Below are 19,435 nucleotides of genomic sequence, written 5' to 3'. Positions count from 1 at the left end.
GATGAGTGATACCAATTTGCTTTATTAAGTGATCTATTTTGAGGCAAGAAAATCTTGTCGATAACACCGCTTCCGCGTCCTGCTCACGCCGAGGTACCTACGTCCTGTAGGCAAGGCAAAAGTTTTGCTATTTAGTTGTTCTAAATAAGAAACTTTTAACGCAGTTAGCGTCAGATTTACTCCCTCAAATTGAGCAAGTATTAAGACAAAGTGGTATCATATCGCTTTGTGATAAAGCTCTGAGCCTGATTGCTTAAATTCTTCAGACTTTGCTTTCATCTCAGCTTCAACATCCACCATTTTAATGCTGATCTCTTCACCTACATTATTCGGATCAATCCCTCGTGCTTCTAGCTCTTTTGCGTAGTCACGTACATCCTGCGTGATCTTCATTGAGCAGAATTTTGGCCCACACATAGAGCAAAAATGCGCAACTTTACCCGACTCTTGCGGCAATGTTTCGTCGTGATATTCACGGGCGCGGTCAGGATCTAGACCAAGATTAAATTGATCATGCCAGCGGAACTCAAAGCGCGCTTTAGACAACGCATTGTCACGAACTTGAGCACCCGGATGGCCTTTTGCCAAATCCGCTGCATGTGCTGCTATCTTGTAGGTGATCAAACCTTCTTTTACATCTTCTTTATTCGGTAAGCCTAAGTGTTCTTTTGGTGTCACATAGCACAGCATCGCACAGCCATACCAAGCAATTTGCGCCGCACCGATCCCTGAAGTGAAGTGATCATAACCCGGAGCAATATCTGTGGTAAGCGGACCAAGCGTGTAAAATGGCGCTTCATCGCAATGCTTTAGCTGCTCTTCCATATTCTCTTTGATCATGTGCATCGGTACATGGCCTGGGCCTTCAATAAATACTTGTACGTCATGCTTCCACGCCAACTTAGTCAATTCACCAAGAGTGCGTAGCTCACTAAATTGTGCTTCGTCATTGGCATCGGCAATAGAGCCTGGGCGCAAGCCATCGCCTAATGAAAAGCAAACATCGTATTGCTTTAAGATCTCGCAGATCTCTTCAAAATGCGTGTAGAGGAAGTTTTCTTTGTGGTGCGCTAGGCACCACTTCGCCATAATTGAACCGCCGCGAGACACAATACCGGTGACGCGTTTTGCCGTCATTGGTACATAACGCAGCAGTACGCCAGCATGGATGGTAAAGTAATCCACCCCTTGTTCAGCTTGTTCAATTAGCGTATCGCGGAAGATTTCCCACGTTAAGTCTTCGGCAACGCCATTGACTTTTTCTAGTGCTTGATAGATTGGTACCGTACCAATTGGCACAGGCGAGTTACGTACCACCCACTCACGAGTTTCATGAATGTAGCGCCCTGTCGATAGATCCATCACCGTGTCTGCCCCCCAGCGAGTCGACCATACCATCTTTTCGACTTCTTCTTCGATAGAAGAGCTCACTGATGAGTTACCGATATTGGCGTTAACTTTAACTAAGAAATTACGTCCGATGATCATCGGTTCAGTCTCAGGGTGATTGATATTGTTTGGCAGTACAGCACGGCCACGAGCAATTTCATCACGGACAAATTCAGGCGTGATAAACTCAGGAATACTGGCTCCAAACGATTGCCCTTTGTGCTGCTGTGCTAATAACTCATCTCGTAATTTAGCACGCCCCATATTTTCACGGATGGCCACATATTCCATTTCTGGTGTCACGATACCTTGGCGTGCGTAGTGCATTTGTGTGACATTTTTACCCGCCTTGGCACGACGAATTTTAGGTAGGTGTTCAAAGCGAATATGATCAAGCCCTTCATCCGCCATACGCTGCTGGGAAAACTGTGACGTCACCGACTCTAGCATTTCGGTATCATCGCGCTCAACTATCCACTGCTCTCTAAATTTAGGAAGACCAGCACGAACGTCAACCGGTACTTCAGGGTCTGTGTATGGACCTGAAGTATCATAAACACGAATAGGGTCGTTTGATTCAAATACCGGATTGTCTTCGGTGCCACCAACAAACGAATCACTTAGCGTGATTTCACGCATACCAACGCGCACACCGGCTTGGTCGCCGTCGACATAGACTTTATGAGAATTGGGGAAAGGTTGACCTTTAAGATTATGGATAAATTCTGCCGCAGCTGCTCGTGCTTCACGACGACTTAACTTGCTACTATTGTTTGACATGACGTTCCTCTTACTTTCATCAAAGGTGTCTTGTCAGATCTCCAAAAAAGGAGGAGACGAGGATAGTCCTCGGGTAAGGTGGATAGCAATATACCACTATTGCTACAGACAAACGCAACACGTTTGCTGTCTTGTTCCCTACGCAGGCATTAACCTGATCAGGTCCACGGATCCCGCAAAATGCGATCTCAGCCTGAATGATTAGCAGCTGGCTTGCTGTAAAAATTCGAGGCACTCCGACAAGTAACGAATTAGCGCCAGTCTACTTACTTACATCAACGCTCGCAAGTATTGTCGCCAGCATTCACACTGGTATGTGGGGTTTTGGCTTATTGTTTAACAAAAGTAAATTCAGGCTTTCCCTTTAAGGTCAGTATATTAGCCTTAACCTCAAGTAATACGCCGATTTGTAACTGATTAATCAGCTGTGACTCAACTTTAGCCACATCCTCACCACAGTACTTACGGGTCATCCCTAGATTTTTGACGATTAATTGCCCATCAACAATTTCACCTTCACCAAAAAAGCGATTACATCCAGCAAACCCATTGACTTGCAACGCGTCTATAAAACGAATGTCAATCGCTTGCATACTCTCTGAAGATGCGTCCTGTGATTGTGTAAGTGGCTGGCCATTTATGCTGCGAAGCTGCCAACTAGAATACTTAAGCGCTTGCGTGTCTACCTTCCCTGTTGAGACACATCCACTAAGCGCAATAACTGCGCAAATTATGCTGATGAATTTCATGGTAAACCATCTATTTTATGCCCAATACTTATTATAACGTTTCATTGGGCAATAATTGCAGTAAAATTCTGTAAAAATGACTTTTTCGGCATTAATTTAATCAAATAAGTGAGTGATAGCATCCGGTAAAAAAGGTCTGCCACGTTCGTTAACTGAAGTGCCAGTGATTAGCGCATCTAACATCAACTTATTATCATGGGTTCTGATTATTTTTTGCTTAAACGCAAACTTCACCCTACTTTCTCGCTCAAGGCTTACTTCAACGTAAAAGTCATCGCCTGGGCGCAATGAATCTTTGTAATTCATTTCACTGCGGATCACCACCAAGTTCACTTTTTGCTCAGCAAGTGCTGCAAAGTCAACGTTATGGGCCAACAAAAACTCATGCCTTGCATGTTCTAAATAATTAAAATACACACTATTATTGACGATACCTTGTAAATCGCATTCATAGTCACGCACTTTAAAATCAAGCTTAAAACTCATATCAACACCTATTGCATTAAAATTAATGGGCTAAGATATAACATAATTTCACTGTTAACTGGTCTGGCTTTTGCTAAACTGTGCCCAATTAAAAATGGGACAAAGATTAAGCATGAAGTTAAAACTCTCTACGATCACGTTGGCACTATTGCCACTTTTCTCTCATCATGTACTTGCCGATGATGACTTGGAAACCATCGTTGTTACTGGTGACTTTCAAAATGAAACCATCCAAACACTCAGTGCTAGCGCTTCGGTTGTTGATGAACTAACCATCACCAAGCGTGGTGCCCAATACTTAGATGAGATCCTTGGTGCAACTGCCAATGTTAACTTTACCGCAGGCGCGTCTCGTGGCCGTTTTATGCAAATTCGTGGCGTGGGTTTGCGTTCACAATTTGTTGATCCTATTTATCCTAGCGTCGGTTTATTGATTGACGGCATTAACTACTCGGGATTAGGTGGCAGCGCGCTACTATTTGATACCGAATCAGTCGTTGTGTATCGCGGCCCTCAAGGTACCAAGTTTGGCTCTGATGCCTTGGCAGGTATTGTTGAAGTAAATACTCAAATGGCAACAACTGCACCCTCACTAAAACTAAAACTTGGCGCAGGCAACTATGGCAGTTATGAAGCTGGTATTGCCGCAGGCGCTGGGCTTAGCGATAACACTGCTGCACGAGTGAGCTTATATCAACGAGAATCCGACGGCTATGTTGATAATCTTTATCTCAATAAGCCCACGCAGACGCAAGATGAGCAAGCCGCTAGACTAAAACTTAACTCTCAGGTCAGCGACAATCTTGCCCTAGAGTTTACTTTCCATCATATCGATACTGACAACGGTTATGATGGCTTTACTTTAGATAATTCGCGCAATAGTGTTGCTGATGAACCTGGGCAAGATAACCTAGAGTCTGACGCTTTTGCTTTTCGTGGCAAATATACACGCTCAGACTTGTTTGATGTTGAGTTTAAAGTATCAGGATTAGACGCTGATGCCCTCTATAGTTTTGATGAAGACTGGGTGTGTAACGATCCAAGTAAACCTGAACTCTGCGGCGCGGGATTACACCCTGAAGGATATAGCTCAACCGATGTTTATGCCCGTAATTATGAAAAAGGCGATATTGAGTTTTTAATCAAAGATAAGCAGAGCGACTGGGTAGTTGGCATGTATGCCAAGCGTAACGACGTTGATCTAACCCGCCACTATACTTGGCTTGCTACACCGTTTACTTCTGCCTATTCAATCGAAAGCAAAGCTATATTTGGCCAGTACGTGCATCACCTATCAGATAAAACTCGCTTGATTGGCGGCCTACGCGCAGAACAATACGACGCTGATTACTTAGACAGCAATGGCTTTACCATCGCAACCGATGACTTAATGTGGGGCGGTAAAGTCGCACTTGAATACCAAGCTGTCCCTCGTACTATGATCTACACCAGCTTATCTCGTGGTTACAAGGTTGGTGGCGTAAATGGTGAAGCATTAGCAAAGGCCAAAGACGAAGGGTTAAACATTCCCACAGAGCACCATTATTTTGACCCAGAGTATGTCTGGAATGCCGAGTTCGGCGTGAAAGGGCAATCTGAAGATAAGCGTCACCTTGTACGTGTTACTGCATTTTATATGCAGCGTGATGACATTCAACTAAAGCAGTGGCAAGTATCTAACCAGCAATTTGCAGGCTATATCGATAACGCCAGTGAAGGCAGCAACTATGGACTAGAGCTAGAAGGCACCTTTAGTTACAACGAGCGCCTTGGCTTTACCTATAGCGCTGGCTATTTGGAAACAGAAATAGAAGATTTTGTTGCAGCAAGTGGCATTAGCTTAGACGGCCGCGATCAAGCACAAGCACCAAACTATCAATACTCATTTGCTGTTAATTACGAGCTAATGAATAACCTAGTAGTAGCGCTTGGCGTTGAAGGTAAAGACAACTATTACCTCTCGGATAGTCACAACGAGCAAGCCGGTAATCATAACCTGATCAATGCCAGCTTAAGCTATTACGGTGATAACTGGTCACTCACAGCTTGGGGCAGAAACCTAGCGGATGAAGATATTGTGGTACGCGGCTTTAGATTTGGTAACAACCCATTAGACGGTTGGCAGCCACATACCTACGTGCAGTACGGTGAACCACGCGTATACGGATTAAGTTTTACCTACGAACTGTAATCAACTTACGTTTATACTTATTAAAAAAGGGGAAGTATATTCTATACGCTTCCCCTTTTTTATATTCTATTTATCTTCAAATAACTATGAAAAACAAACAGGCCAATTATCTTAATTAATTGCTATATCTACCAGCATGACTATACGATAACGTCGCACCGTACATTACAGTATTGTCACAGCGGTTAATACTAAATAATAAAAAGGGGGAAGCGTAAAATTAGAGTAAAACGCTCCCCCTCACCGCAAAACCTAAACGCGCTATGCTATTCCATACTGGGCGCGCTGGAATATACTAGCTCAACCAAGTTATTCATGGTTTTTGACTTCTGCATATACGCTTTTTCCATGTGAGCAAGCTCTTGTAATTCAAACAAGGTTGACTCCACTAACGATAACCACTTGGTGGTAGTATCTGGTACGTTATTGCACTGTTTTGATGCTTTTTTTAGTGCGTCGTAATAAATTGTTAAGTCATGATATTGGCGTAGATAATCCATATTGCTCTCCAACATGTTCACTTTATTTCACACTAAAGTAACAAAAGCTTTGAGCAAAAATCTGCGCGAAGCAAAATTTTTTAAATTTACTGTTAAATTTATCAGTAAACACACAAGCTAAATAACAACATAGCGGAGCTGAATTAAAATAAACTTGGTGTGCTTCGCACAAAAATTATGCGAAGCAAATAACAGTGAAACAAAATATACATTTTTGGTCTGACAAAGCTTGAAAAATAAATTTTCTAAGACAAACTCGCGTTTACTGTTTAGATACAAAAATGCAACCTGGTTAAGCTAATAAATATAACCAATCAGCGCAAAAGCACGTTGCGCTATTTGTAACGCACAAGCGGCAAACAAAAAGATTGAGTTGGTGGGTAAATTTGACAAGCGCTTTACCGCAGATGACTTGCGCCGTATGCGCAAAGTGGCCGGTAAAACAACACTCGAAATGGCTAAATTAGTCGGTGTAGAGCGCGGCACTTATGAAAACTATGAAAAGGGAGTCAGTAAATTCCCTTACGAGTATTTTGAAGTGTGGTGTGACGCTTGTGGGATTAACCTAAACCCATTAAGGGAACAAATTTTAGCGCTTAGAGATAAAATTGATGATGCTAAACTTTGGCGTAAATCCCCAACCCCACGTGACAAACCAAGTAAAGAAGGTAGCCGCAAATGAATGCCCAAGCCTTTTGTCCTTATAATCACATATATCAAACAATCACGTTACGTATCACGCATATTGACTACACGATGTTTTCAACTTGTTTATTAAGGAGTAAAGTAAGGTGAAATCAAAACACCGCAAAACTTAACTTAGAAAGGACATCATTATGCGCTTTTTTATACAAAAAATGACTCGCCAACTTTCAAATTTTACCCTACTAACTTTGGCAGAAGTTAAAATAATATCAGGCGGAAGCCATGGCGATAAAGATGAAGATCCCAGAGTAAAGGCCGAGTCGACTACGGATGGCAAGTCTGGTTAGCTAATTTAAAGGATAATTAATGAAAAGTTCTTGGTATTTTGCATTATTAGCGATCCTCCTTACCGCTATGTTTACAGCTGCTCACTATTTTACGGCTTTTGCTTATCAAGCCCATACAATGGCTTTGCTAGTTGGTGTGACTTACATTTCACGCCAATTAGTAAATTTACAGCATATAACTGTAATACTATTTATTCTAACTGCTATTGAGCTTGTGCTGGTTCAGCACATAATGGAGTTAGGTCTCACAGCCCCTTTACCGAATACATTTATTTTTAGTGCTCACTTCTTATTAGACCTGCTTTCTTTGCTGTTTTTTAAATATAGAGTTCGATTATCGCTGCGGTATGTACGCCTGACAAACCCGGATAATTGGCGTGCTATTTATATGACTCATGCTGATCCTATTTTGTATGGAATTTTCTTTGCGTTCATATTGGTCGATTTAGCTGCTTTTGGTGAAAACTTGATTCGCTATATGGATTTCTTTTTCGGTGTATCAGAAAAAGCATCTAAACCCTATTGGAGTTGGAGCTGGGTATACAAAAACTACGAAATCCTAAAGTCGATTTTACTCTCCTGTGTGATCACCACCCTACTGGCCACTATCTTTGTTGAACGTCAGCGTCCTGATACGCCAGATGAGGAATTAGAAAGCGAATCTTAGTGATTTTATAATTGTCACCTTATAAGCGGGCACAGTCGTGCTCTATGCGCTTATATGATGACTTAACAAGGAATTTCTGACATTAAAAAAGGCGCCAAAGCGCCTTTTACTGTTACTTATCCTGATACTACGGATTATTCCGTCTCAGGTAAATTACGACCGTAGAACACTTCCTGAATTTCACGATTTAGCTTTTGTCGAATTTCTTCTTCTTCGTCTTGGTCTAAATCATCGGTGCTCAATCCAAACAGATACGCATTTAAATCTGTTTCCTTGAGCATCATCTTAGTATGGAATAAGTTCTCTTGATACACGTTTACATCTACCATGTGGTAGGCATCTTTAGTGTCTTCCGTCATGTAATTCTGGATAGAGTGAATAGCGTGGTCAATATAGTGCTTCACACCATTTACGTCACGAGTAAAACCACGTACGCGGTAATCGATTGTTACTACGTCTGACTCTAGCGAGTGGATCAAGAAGTTAAGTGCTTTAAGTGGTGAAATAATACCGCACGTTGATACTTCAATATCTGCTCGGAACGTACAAATGCCATCATGAGGGTGTGCTTCAGGATAAGTATGCACACAAATGTGGCTCTTATCTAAGTGTGCAACCACCGAATCAGGTAATGGACCTGGTGCTTCGTTGCTATCAAAAGTCTGTTGTTCAACAGGCTCTTCTGATACTAGGATCGTCACACTTGCCCCTTGTGGCTCATAGTCTTGACGTGCAATATTTAATACGTTTGCACCAATAATATCTGTCACGTCTTTGAGAATATCCGTCAAACGATCAGCACTGTACTGCTCATCAATATATTCTAGATACTCTTTACGTTGCTGCTCGGTCTTGGCGTAGCAAATATCGTAAATGCTAAAGCTTAAACTCTTAGTTAAGTTGTTAAAGCCATGGAGTTTAATTTTATCAAAGGGCTTGTTCACGATAGACCCACCTTAATACAAAAAATCTGCGTTGCAGAAACAAAAGTTCGCGGATTTTATACGAAAATAACGCCATGAAAAAGCGTTATTTCGCGTCAATTTCAATCACTTCATGGCTATGCGTAATTTCTACTGCTTTTTCAAGCATTAAAGCCACGGAGCAGTACTTTTCAGCTGACAAACTAATGGCTCTTGCTAGGTGTTTTTCAGAGACATTTCGTCCCGTTACCACAAAGTGTAAATTAATTTTTGTAAAAACCCGTGGCGCACTTGGAGCACGCTCTGCGGTAAGCTTTACCTCGACGTCAGTAACATCCTGACGCGCTTTTTGTAAAATACTGACCACATCAACCGACGAGCAGCAGCCAGCTGACATCAACACCATTTCCATTGGGCTTGGTGCTGCACTGTCGGCGCCGGTATCAAATACCACGTTGTGCCCTGACGCTGAGCGCCCAATGAAGGTATCGCCTTCAACCCATTTAACGCAAGCTAACATAGTTATCCTTTATAAAAGCAATAACACCGCCACGAGGCGGTGTATTTTATATTCCACTTTTCACTTTACAGTGTAGTGTGGTTCTATTAACGATAATTGTGCCAACCTATACCGCTGAGTCAAACAGGTTTTTCACCAAGCCGGCAAATTCCTCAATAAACTCTTTTTGCTCTATGGTGACACGTCTATCAACAACGCTCGACAGTACCTCTTGCAAGTCATACACAATGCCGTCTACCTCGCGCACAATCATGCTACGCTGCTCTGTAGAAAGCTCACTGTGTTGCTCGCAAATACGGATAACATTTTCAGCAATCACATCTTCGATCAATTCCAAGACTGTTGGAGCACCAGGCTCTACCGTCCCGGACTTCTCAAACAAGGCTAAATTTTGCGTCAAATACATGACTAAATCATCATATCCTTGTTTATCTAAAACCATACTTTGCTCACCTGAACCTATCAAAGACATCTCCTATTGATTTAAGCAGAAAGTTTTTTCGATTGCTACTTTTGTAGACAACTAGACACAAAAAAGCAGCCGAAGCTGCTTTTTTATCAATAAAATTGATAGTGCTATTTTAATCTAAAGATAAACCTGGGCTCAAGCTTGCAGGTAATGTTACCTTCTCTAATTCTACTGAAGCAACTGGGTATGCACAGTAATCTGCTGCATAATAAGCACTTGCACGGTGGTTACCTGAAGCACCAATACCACCAAATGGCGCAGCGCTTGACGCACCTGTGATTGGACGATTCCAGTTAACAATACCAGCGCGAATACGGCGTAAGAAGCGGTCGTAATCCGCTTCGTTGTCACCGAGTAGACCCGCTGAAAGACCAAAGCTTGTTTCATTTGCTTTTTCAATTGCCGCGTCAAAGTCTGTGTAGCGGAATACTTTTAATAACGGGCCAAAGTGTTCTTCATCAGGGAAGTCTGCAATGTTAGTACATTCGATGATACCTGGCGTCACAAAGCCTGTGCCTTCTGTGTGCGTCAGCTCAATAAGCGACTCACCACCTAACTCAACAAGCTGTTGCTGTGCTTTTACCATACCGGCTGCAGCTGCATTTGAGATCATTGAACCCATAAATGGTTGTTCTGCATCATCAAAGTTGCCAACCTTAATCGCTTTAGTCGCTTTGATCAGTTGCTCAAGGATGATGTCACCTTGCTCACCTGCCGGAAGGAATAGCTTACGAGCACAAGTACAACGCTGACCGCTTGAAATAAACGCTGATTGAATAATGTCATGCACTGCCGCTTTGGTATCCGCTACGTCTTTTACGATGAGTGGGTTATTGCCACCCATTTCAAGCGCTAAGATCTTACCTGGTTGGCCTGCATATTGCTCATGTAATAAATGACCAGTACGAGAAGAACCAGTAAAGAATAAGCCATCGATACCAGCATGTGACGCAAGTGCCTTACCAGTTTCAACTTCACCTTGAACTAAGTTAATCACGCCCGCAGGAAGACCTGCTTGTTGCCAGTACTTAAGTGTTAACTCAGCAACGTATGGTGTGAGTTCAGACGGCTTGAAAATAACCGTGTTACCAGCCAGTAGCGCAGGTACAATGTGACCATTAGGTAGATGGCCTGGGAAGTTATATGGGCCAAACACCGCAACCACGCCGTGCGCTTTATGACGGATAACTGCACGACCAACAGGCATTGGATTTTCAACCACGCCAGTACGCTCTTGATAAGCTTTCTCAGAAATTGCGATTTTACCTACCATAGCGCCCGCTTCGGTGCGAGTTTCCCAAAGTGGTTTGCCCGTTTCTTTAGCAATTGCGATAGCCAACTCTTCGCTATTTTCTTTTAGTACTTCAGCAAAACGCTTAACAATTTCTAAGCGCGCTGCAAAGCTCATGTCGCTCCATGAATAGAAAGCTTCACGTGCTGCTTTTACTGCGCTATCAACTTGCGCTGCTGTTGCTGCGTTTGCTGTCCAAATTACGTCGTTGTTTGCTGGGTTTACAGAGCTAAAGCTTTCGCCTTGTCCTGCAATCCACTCACCGTTAATTAGTTGTGCTGCATGTGTTGTCATAATCTGTTCCCAATCTTAAATCTTTACTAGGCTTACTTGATCGCCTTCTTCTACTTTTAGCGCCGCAGCAACATGTGGAGCAAGCGTTATCTCATTGTCATCAGACAAAGTTAACTCTATGACCGCTGCGCGATAGTCCACAAGTTTATCATTTGCGACCATAACAGGGAATCCACCTTGACTATCGCCTATTTTCACTGTGCGCTTTTCGCTATTGCATACCGTGCGAATATTGCTCACTTTGGCTTCAACAGTAGGGCCTGCGTCAAAAATATCAACGTAACCGTTAAAGGTGAAACCTTCACTCTTTAATAGCTCAATCGCAGGGCGAGTATTGTCATGTACCTCACCAATCACCGCTTGTGCTTCTTCACTGAGCAGGTTGACGTAGATTGGGTATTTTGGCATTAGCTCTGCAATAAAGACCTTTTGGCCAATACCCGTGAGGTAATCAGCAGTTGGGAAGTCCATAGAGAAGAAATGCTCTTCAAGCCACTGCCAAAATGGACTTTCACCTTGTTCATTCGACACGCCGCGCATTTCTGCAATCACGGTTTCGGCAAAGCGCGCACGATGTTGATTAATAAACATAAAGCGAGAGCGAGATAAGAGTTTGCCGTTGCTTCCCTTACGATAACCATCCTTTAAGAACAGCGTGCATAGTTCCGTTGCGCCAGTGTAATCATTACATAGCGTTAAAATATCCACTGCTTTGTAAACATTCAGCGTGCGAGAAGAGTGGATCACTTTGCTCAGATGGTAATGATAAAACGCATCATCCAAACCAACCGCAGCTTCGATACCACTGGTACCAACCACCTCGCCAGTTTCTGTATCTTCTAATACAAATAAATACCCTTCATCAAAAGGCTTGTCTGCTTGCTTACCAAATGAAGCAACTGAACGTGCAATCTTCTTCTGTAATAGCTCTTCGTTAACAGGCAAAGAGGTAAAACCGTGGCCTGATTCATGAGCAATGTTTAAAAGCGCTGGATAATCGCTTTCTTGGATTGGGCGAAGGATCATCATGAGCCCGCTTACTCCTCAAAAATGTGGATAACAACAAGGCCACCAAAAGGTGACCTTGCAATCAGTATTAGGCGTTGTTAGCAACTACCGCAGCAACCGCTTTTTCAAAGCGTGCCATTCCTTCGCGAATGTCAGCATCAGGAATAACTAAAGATGGAGTAAAACGTACCACGTTTGCACCAGCCACAAGTGACATCACGCCTTGTTTGATACCTTCAACCAAGAACTCTTTTGCTTTGCCTTGATACTTTTCAGTAACTACGCCACCAAGCAATAGACCTTTACCACGTACTTCACTAAATACGTTGTACTTTTCGTTGATGTCATTAAGTAATTCACGGAAAAGCTGTTCTTTTGCTTTTACACCGTCAAGCACTTCTGTTGTGTTAACGGTATCAAATGCAGCTTCAGCAACCGCACAAGCTAATGGGTTACCACCGTATGTTGAACCGTGAGTACCTACTTTTAGGTGCGCTGCAATTTCAGTGGTCGTGATCATTGCCCCGATAGGGAAGCCACCACCTAGTGCTTTAGCTGTGGTTAGAATGTCTGGCGTTACTCCTAAACCTTGGTATGCGTAAAGTTCACCAGTACGACCAACACCAGTTTGTACTTCGTCAAAAATAAGTAGCGCGTTGTGTTTATCACATAGTTCACGCACACCTTTAACAAACTCAGCGGTTGGTGAAATAATGCCACCTTCACCTTGTAGCGGCTCCATCATCACTGCACAAGTATTGTCAGAGATAAGAGCTTCAAACGCTGCTAAGTCGTTGTAGTTTGTGTGAACTACATCGCCAGGCTTTGGACCAAAACCATCCGAATACGCAGCTTGACCACCCACAGTAACCGTAAAGAATGTACGGCCGTGGAAACCTTGATTAAATGAAATGATTTGCGATTTTTCAGCACCGAACTTGTCAAGTGCCCAACGGCGCGCAAGTTTTAGTGCCGCTTCGTTCGCTTCTGCGCCAGAGTTGGCGAAGTAGACCTTTTCTGCAAATGTTGCATCAGTAAGCTTTTTCGCAAGACGTAGTGCAGGCTCATTAGTCATTACATTAGACAAATGCCAGATTTTTTCGCCTTGCTCTTTTAATGCGCCCACCAAAGCTGGGTGACAATGACCTAAACAGTTAACTGCGATACCACCAGCAAAGTCGATGTATTCACGACCTTCTTGATCCCACACGCGAGAGCCCTCGCCTTTTACTGGGATCACAGCAGAAGGTGCGTAGTTAGGTACCATTACGTCGTCAAACAATTCACGATTGATAGTCATTTTATTTCCTCATATTTGGTGAGTGAAAGTGCAAACAAGGAGTCATTCCGTTTGAAGGTTGGCGCATTGCCACCGCTTGATAGGATATTTATTCACACCAATTAGGTGCTATGTATTTTGACCCGCCCCTTGATGGCACAAAATTCATACGTTCATTATTTCAGAAAAAGCGCCATTTGTCTCACTTATAGCATGTTCCCAGCCCTTTGCATTCAAGGGTTTAACATATATTCTCAACTCAAGTGAATAACTATTTAGGGCTGATATTCAGGGCAAAGCAAGCATGATGCAGCCTTGCACTGATCATTAAAGGTTAGGTTCTGAATGAATAGTCGCAAAAAAAATTCCGTTTTTTTTTACAAAATCGTCAACTGAAGGTTATGGAATGCACATTTTGCCAATTGCTGACGCATTTCTTCAGTGAGTTCTAGGTGACTGAGTAAAATCTCAGCTTCGTCATCTTCTATCAACTGACTGTCTTTTAAAACAAGCATTTGAGCATAGCCATAGGCTTTTTGCATCACTTGTGTCAGTGGTAACGGATCCGCTATTTTTTTATGCGATTTTGGTAAATAAGTTTGCGAATACTCTTCCATTACCGCATTAAAGGGAAGGTAACGCAGCTCCATTTTCTCTATTAGTTTTCGAGATATATCTGCGGAGTGTTCTAACAGCAAGTTACGCAAAAATAGGGGATCTGGAGATAGCTCCATTAGCGCGGTATGTAGATCTTTTTGCTTTTTATCACGGGCAATTTGTACTTTGGCTTGCCATACTCTTTCAAAAGTACGTAAATACAGTCTGACTAACGCAATTTTGCCCAGTTCAAGTAGCATTCCCAAGGTAAAGGCATGTTGTTCTTTAACACCAAAAAATGGGGCAAGCTCCTTTGCTGCAATTGCAGTGCTCATACTTAGCTCCCGCATTTTACGCTTCATTAAGCCAAACGGTTCTGTTGCATGGGGCATCCAATGCCTCACCGCCATCGTCGGGATCACCATTTGCAGGTTTTCTAAGCCCAAATACCTCAGTGCCAGCGCGGGGGTATCGACTTTAATCGATGTGCCTTTGCTATTTTTCTTGCGATACTGCGGCAAATTCACCAAAGATACAAGCTCTCGCCCTAACCAACTGAGATCATTTACGAGTGGTTCTAATCGCCCTACTGACGCTGAACGCACGGCCAAAATATCAAAAATGGCAGGAACCGAATCTTGAATGCCAACCACTTCATGGTAAATGGTATCAAGATCATGTAATTGTTTTGCAATTGCCTCTTCAATAACTGAATGTAAGTGCTTACTTGCTTTAGCTATGTATTTATGATGAGTCGTACTGCTTTCCTGTCGTTTTGCAGCCGCAGCAATCTCCACCTCAAGCATGGTACGCTGGGCAATATTTTCTCCATAACTAATATCAAAAGTATGGATATAGCCGATTTGCTTTTGGGCAAAGTTAAGGCTGATAAGAAGGTCATGGGCGCGCTCAGAAAGCGCTTGTGCCATTCTAATTTGCTTATTTTCTTGCGTCATGCATGCTACTTATCTAAAGGAAACAATGAGTTTAGCACTCAACAGATAGTCGTATTGTTCGATATTATACCACTAAAGGCAATATTAAAGTTTTATTGTGCGTATCTTAAAGCACTGACAGAAACATCATCTCCAAGCTTATACCAATTTTCTTAATTAAGTGGTCTATTTTGAGGCGAGAAAATCTTGTCGATAACAAGGCAAAAATTTTGCTATTTAGTTGTTCTAAATAAGAAATTTTTAACGCTGTTAGCGTCAGATTTACTCCTTCAAATTTAGCAAGTATTAAGTCAAATTGGTATTATACCCACACGACCTCAAGCGTGCAGATTATTTGCACAATTACAAAACAGAGCTGGTTTTGTTTAAACTTTAGAAGCGTTTTAGGAAGTTATCAAGTAATGCCAACCCATGCTCGGTCAAGATTGCTTCAGGATGAAATTGTATTCCTTCAAGCGCCCTATCTGGTGCGACAAGTCCCATAATTTCATCAAACTTACCCTCTGGGGACTGTGTCCATGCGCTCACTTCAAGCGTTGCTGGCAAGGCGTTTTTTTCTACAATAAGTGAATGGTATCGGCAGACTTCATAAGGCGAAGGAAGCCCGTTAAATGCCCCTTTATTATTGTGATATACAAGAGAAGTTTTACCGTGCATGACTTGTCTGGCACGGCGCACATTACCTCCTAGCGCTTGCGCAATTGTCTGATGACCTAAACAGATCCCCAGAATAGGCAAACTGCCCTGAAGCTGTTCCACTACTTGCAGTGATATACCTGCTTCATTCGGCGTACAAGGTCCTGGAGACAACACTAGATACTTTGGTCGAAGCTGCTTAATTTGAGCGATGCTAAGTTCATCATTACGCTTAACCAATACTTCAATATTCAAACGTTGAAAGTACTGTACTAAATTGTACGTAAAAGAATCGTAGTTATCGATCATTAACAGCATATAAGCTTTACTCCACACCATAGCTTATGCCAATTTGCCTCATTAACTGCTCTATTTTGAGGTAAGACAATTTTATCGATAACACAGCAAAAGTTTGACTATTTGGTTATGCCAAATAAGCAACTTTTTACATCATTAGCGACTATTTTACGCCCTCAAGTTGAGCAAGCATCAGACAAAATGGGTTAGCGTTCATTATACGAATATCAGGCTCTTAAATTTGAGCATCGACTTTGTACATCGAGATAATGAGTAAAACTCACTCAGTACGATGATGGGCAAATCACGACGGCCAAATTACAAACGGCAGGAGTGTAGCACGGACTGCAAAGATACAGCAGCCTTAAAACGAATTTGGTAAAAGTGATAGCGCGTATTTAAGCCAAAGAACAGCGGTTATAAAGAAGTGCAGAGGCGGCGTAACTGTCTGCCACCTCAGAAAGTGATTTATACCAATTGTCTTAAGTAAGTAGTCTATTTTGAGGCGAGAAAATCTTGTCGAGCACGCTGTTAGCGTCAGATTTACTCCTTCAAATTGAGCAAGTATTAAGGCTGATTGGTCTTTTATTACGTTAAGCCGTACTTTCGTCTTTTTACGTAAAAATTATTTCTACTTAGCTGTAAACCTTGATAAACGTCAGAAACGCTGGGATTGAGACCCATTGCTTCTTCGATAATGAAGCATTCAACTTCTTCTATTGCTTCGGAAAAGGAGATATCTAGGCTAATAGCACGCTCTAATACCGACATGACTTTGCCATACCCACCTTTGTCACTTTTAGACACTGCTGATGGTTTTAGCATGTTGTTATATTGTGGAAAATAAGCAATATTCACTTTACCATCGCACATCGCAATCCAGGCGTTCAAAACCCCAAAAAGCTGTCTAATGTTGCCTTGCCAATAATACTTCTTACATAAGCTGACTAACTCAGTATATTGTGCAGGACTGAGCATAATGTCCTTATTTTTAAGGAAAACATCAATCAGTTTAGGAATATCGTCTTTGCGTTCACGCAGTGGCTTCATGGTTAACTCGATGCCCAGTAACCGAAACCTTAAATCCATTAAAAAAGTGCCCTTTTCAACTTCTTCATCCAAGTCTTTAGTCGTCGCAGCGATAACTTGGAATTTAGAGTAGAGCGTTTTGGTATCTCCTAGACGGCTATAAGAACCATCATTGAGTACCCGCAGTAATTTTTGCTGGGTCTCGATAGACAAGGTGTGGATCTCGTCTAAAAATAAAATCCCACCGTTTGCTTCTGCGATAAAGCCATCTGTGCTCTTTTCAGCCCCTGAGAAGGCACCTTTCACATGACCAAATAAAAGCGATAACGATAATTCGTTATTAAAGTTTGCACAGTTAACAGAAACGAAAGGAACCTCTTCTCCTTGCAGATAAATACGTTTGCGATGCACTAATTTAGCAAACTCTTCTTTACCTGTTCCCGTTTCACCTTGAATAATACTCGCAAGCTCTTCATTTTTAGCTAAGATGCAGGCTTTGAAGTCTTCATCTCTATCAATAATTAGATTTTCAGCTCCGACCCCGTTTAGTACTTTATTATACTTATCCATACTTCCCCTCTTTATGAACATCCGACGCAACTTACTACAGGAAAACGCTCATTAATCATTTACTGCAATGGTATTGCCCACCCAGTGCACCATGGCTCCAACTTTCTTTGTGTGACGAGAAAGGTAAAAAAGTAATAACAAAAACATCTCCTTACTTTGTTATTTCGTTTTTTGCCTTATAAAGAACTGTTGGTATTAGTTATTACACGGGGTTTTACGCTGCTATTTACCACCTATTGAGTGTTTTAAAATACTCAATAAAATAGAGAAAACCATAAGATAAAATAGCGAAATGCAACCTTGTTGTAACATTATGAACATTCCTTAAAACACATTATTAACCAGTTTAACAATGATTAAAATACAAAATACGTCAAACTATGATTGCATCAGATGCAACCTTAATTGCACGCTAAAAAAAGTCATGAGAATGTGAAGAGAAAAAGAAAAAATTAATAATAATCAAAAAGCTACAAACAACGTGCAACGTTATATATGTACTTGAATGAGTGAGAAGTTGAAAAAACTGCAAGTCAACAGTAATAAATAGTCAAAAAACGAAAGGATGAGTAGCTCAGAGTGCAAGCACCCTTGACTCTGAGCCTAACTAACCAGAACTTGGAATAATTAAGCAACTTGTTCTTGTTGCTTTTTTCTATAGCTAAAGTCAGTGTTATTTGGAAAGTGTTTAGTCAAACCAAAGTCGGTGATTGCAAGAATAGTCAGTTTACCCTCTCCGGTGTTTTCACTATAGTGATCAACCCAGCGTGGTACGTAAACAAGTTGACCTGCTGACACTTCAATATGCTCATCAGCAATATGCACTCGACCCTCGCCTGATACAACATAGAACATTGATTCGTGAGCATGCTTATGACACTCGTTGCGACAGCCTTCAGGGATCTCAAGTAACCTTGGGTCCATCACTTCACAACCAATATTAAAACGGCTTACTTCAAAGTTAATGCCATCATCTTGTTGTTGGTTGCTATATAACTTCACACCGCTATTTTGCGTTAATGAGCTACTAAACGAAGGCACATCTTCAACTTTATAGTACGGTTGCTTACCACAAATAGCCGATACTAGCGGTTCAATCTTCGCTGTCGTAATATCTTGGTAGATTGCGCGGAAATACTCGTCACGTAAATCGAGCGCTTTGTTGATCGCTGCCTCAATCTCTTGTGCATGTGAAGACACATCATCATTGCACTGTGATAGTGCGATATTTTCGATAACTTCTGCGTGCTCATCATCACACTCCATGTGTAGACTTAGATAACGTAGCGCTTCTTCTTCTACACCTAAACCTTTTAGGCCTTCGAACCAATATTCATAAATATTGGCAACAACCCCTTCAGTACCCCAACCAAGGAATGCCGCAGCACCGATGCTATTCGTGTTTTTAAGAAAACGTAGGCACTCGTCAAAATACGTCACGGTGTAGGTTTTAAAATCGGTTCCGTCTGGATTTGCAATATCAAAAACATCATTCATCATTTTACGTAGTAAATTTGAATGGCGCTCTTCCATATTTTCTTCGCCAGCTTCTTCCCATAAGTTATGAGAAAGCTCAGCTCTGAACTTATCATCGTCACACTGCATCATTAGGGCTGACAATAGTCGTGTAAACCCTCTTGAATAGTAAAAGTGTTGAGCAATTAAGTAGCCATAGTCTTTAAGACTTAATTCGTTCTTAGAACATGCCACTAGAAGTGGGTTTTGCCACAGTGGATGTTTTGAGACTAGTTCTTCAAAACGCTCACCAACTCGAGCTTTTGATACGCTAGTTACTGTTCCTTGCATGATATA

The 19,435-nt window shown here is 41.9% G+C and carries 18 protein-coding genes and 1 riboswitch; of the genes, 4 read left to right on the top strand and 14 right to left on the bottom strand.

The features are described from left to right. Window positions 1-216: 216 nt before the first annotated feature. The 3 genes from thiC to J8Z24_RS02290 form a co-directional block, all read right to left on the bottom strand. On the bottom strand, window positions 217-2,169 hold the full coding sequence (gene thiC / locus J8Z24_RS02300; RefSeq protein WP_252095190.1) for a phosphomethylpyrimidine synthase ThiC: 1,953 nt from the start codon (window positions 2,167-2,169) through the stop codon (window positions 217-219). Between the two features lie 118 nt (window positions 2,170-2,287). Next, window positions 2,288-2,418, bottom strand: a riboswitch (TPP riboswitch). 80 nt (window positions 2,419-2,498) lie between these two features. Continuing rightward, window positions 2,499-2,918: an META domain-containing protein gene (locus J8Z24_RS02295; RefSeq protein ID WP_176032434.1), complete on the bottom strand. Its 420-nt coding sequence runs from the start codon at window positions 2,916-2,918 to the stop codon at window positions 2,499-2,501. Between the two features lie 96 nt (window positions 2,919-3,014). After that, the gene (locus J8Z24_RS02290; protein WP_176032435.1) at window positions 3,015-3,404 is read right to left on the bottom strand and encodes an acyl-CoA thioesterase; all 390 of its coding nucleotides are present in this window, start codon (window positions 3,402-3,404) and stop codon (window positions 3,015-3,017) included. A gap of 112 nt (window positions 3,405-3,516) precedes the next feature. Between J8Z24_RS02290 and J8Z24_RS02285 the strand changes: the two genes are divergently transcribed. Then, on the top strand, window positions 3,517-5,595 hold the full coding sequence (locus J8Z24_RS02285; protein WP_176032436.1) for a TonB-dependent receptor: 2,079 nt from the start codon (window positions 3,517-3,519) through the stop codon (window positions 5,593-5,595). 266 nt (window positions 5,596-5,861) lie between these two features. Here the strand turns inward: J8Z24_RS02285 and J8Z24_RS02280 are convergent, their stop codons facing one another. Next, window positions 5,862-6,095, bottom strand: coding sequence for a hypothetical protein (locus tag J8Z24_RS02280; RefSeq protein WP_128731284.1), 234 nt, complete (start codon window positions 6,093-6,095; stop codon window positions 5,862-5,864). Between the two features lie 376 nt (window positions 6,096-6,471). Between J8Z24_RS02280 and J8Z24_RS02275 the strand changes: the two genes are divergently transcribed. The 3 genes from J8Z24_RS02275 (at window position 6,472) to J8Z24_RS02265 (ending at window position 7,754) form a co-directional block, all read left to right on the top strand. After that, entirely contained in the window at window positions 6,472-6,777 is a 306-nt protein-coding gene (locus tag J8Z24_RS02275; RefSeq protein ID WP_176032437.1) for a helix-turn-helix domain-containing protein, read from the top strand. 154 nt (window positions 6,778-6,931) lie between these two features. Then, window positions 6,932-7,087 (top strand): hypothetical protein, encoded by a 156-nt coding sequence (locus tag J8Z24_RS02270; RefSeq protein WP_252095189.1) that lies wholly within the window; start codon window positions 6,932-6,934, stop codon window positions 7,085-7,087. Window positions 7,088-7,106: 19 nt separating this feature from the next. Next, a complete protein-coding gene (locus tag J8Z24_RS02265; RefSeq protein WP_252095188.1) occupies window positions 7,107-7,754 on the top strand; it encodes a hypothetical protein in 648 nt (215 codons plus the stop codon). Window positions 7,755-7,888: 134 nt separating this feature from the next. Here J8Z24_RS02265 and speD read toward each other — a convergent pair whose 3' ends face one another. From speD to J8Z24_RS02215, 10 genes are all read right to left on the bottom strand, one after another. Further along, a complete protein-coding gene (speD, locus tag J8Z24_RS02260) occupies window positions 7,889-8,698 on the bottom strand; it encodes an adenosylmethionine decarboxylase (protein WP_125252259.1) in 810 nt (269 codons plus the stop codon). Window positions 8,699-8,783: 85 nt separating this feature from the next. Then, complete coding sequence (locus J8Z24_RS02255; RefSeq protein WP_125252260.1) at window positions 8,784-9,197, bottom strand: OsmC family protein; 414 nt, start codon at window positions 9,195-9,197, stop codon at window positions 8,784-8,786. A gap of 106 nt (window positions 9,198-9,303) precedes the next feature. After that, a complete protein-coding gene (locus tag J8Z24_RS02250) occupies window positions 9,304-9,639 on the bottom strand; it encodes a DUF3802 family protein (RefSeq protein ID WP_176032459.1) in 336 nt (111 codons plus the stop codon). A 139-nt stretch (window positions 9,640-9,778) separates the two neighbouring features. Beyond that, window positions 9,779-11,251: a succinylglutamate-semialdehyde dehydrogenase gene (gene astD / locus J8Z24_RS02245; protein WP_147391183.1), complete on the bottom strand. Its 1,473-nt coding sequence runs from the start codon at window positions 11,249-11,251 to the stop codon at window positions 9,779-9,781. 15 nt (window positions 11,252-11,266) lie between these two features. Next, window positions 11,267-12,280, bottom strand: coding sequence for an arginine N-succinyltransferase (gene astA / locus J8Z24_RS02240; RefSeq protein WP_147391182.1), 1,014 nt, complete (start codon window positions 12,278-12,280; stop codon window positions 11,267-11,269). 67 nt (window positions 12,281-12,347) lie between these two features. Continuing rightward, on the bottom strand, window positions 12,348-13,559 hold the full coding sequence (locus J8Z24_RS02235) for an aspartate aminotransferase family protein (RefSeq protein WP_125252264.1): 1,212 nt from the start codon (window positions 13,557-13,559) through the stop codon (window positions 12,348-12,350). Window positions 13,560-13,915: 356 nt separating this feature from the next. Continuing rightward, the gene (locus tag J8Z24_RS02230) at window positions 13,916-15,091 is read right to left on the bottom strand and encodes an HDOD domain-containing protein (protein WP_176032441.1); all 1,176 of its coding nucleotides are present in this window, start codon (window positions 15,089-15,091) and stop codon (window positions 13,916-13,918) included. A gap of 372 nt (window positions 15,092-15,463) precedes the next feature. Further along, complete coding sequence (locus J8Z24_RS02225) at window positions 15,464-16,045, bottom strand: anthranilate synthase component II (protein WP_128732293.1); 582 nt, start codon at window positions 16,043-16,045, stop codon at window positions 15,464-15,466. Between the two features lie 567 nt (window positions 16,046-16,612). Next, window positions 16,613-17,623, bottom strand: a complete 1,011-nt coding sequence (locus J8Z24_RS02220; protein ID WP_161972763.1) for a sigma-54-dependent transcriptional regulator — start codon at window positions 17,621-17,623, stop codon at window positions 16,613-16,615. A gap of 627 nt (window positions 17,624-18,250) precedes the next feature. After that, window positions 18,251-19,429, bottom strand: a complete 1,179-nt coding sequence (locus J8Z24_RS02215) for an iron-containing redox enzyme family protein (RefSeq protein WP_125252269.1) — start codon at window positions 19,427-19,429, stop codon at window positions 18,251-18,253. Window positions 19,430-19,435 lie beyond the last annotated feature (6 nt).

The organism is Pseudoalteromonas sp. SCSIO 43201 (assembly GCF_023716725.1).
In the GTDB taxonomy this organism is placed as follows: domain Bacteria; phylum Pseudomonadota; class Gammaproteobacteria; order Enterobacterales; family Alteromonadaceae; genus Pseudoalteromonas; species Pseudoalteromonas peptidolytica.
The sequence above is the reverse complement of the archived record's forward strand: the minus strand, read 5'-3'. Positions and strand labels throughout refer to the sequence as shown.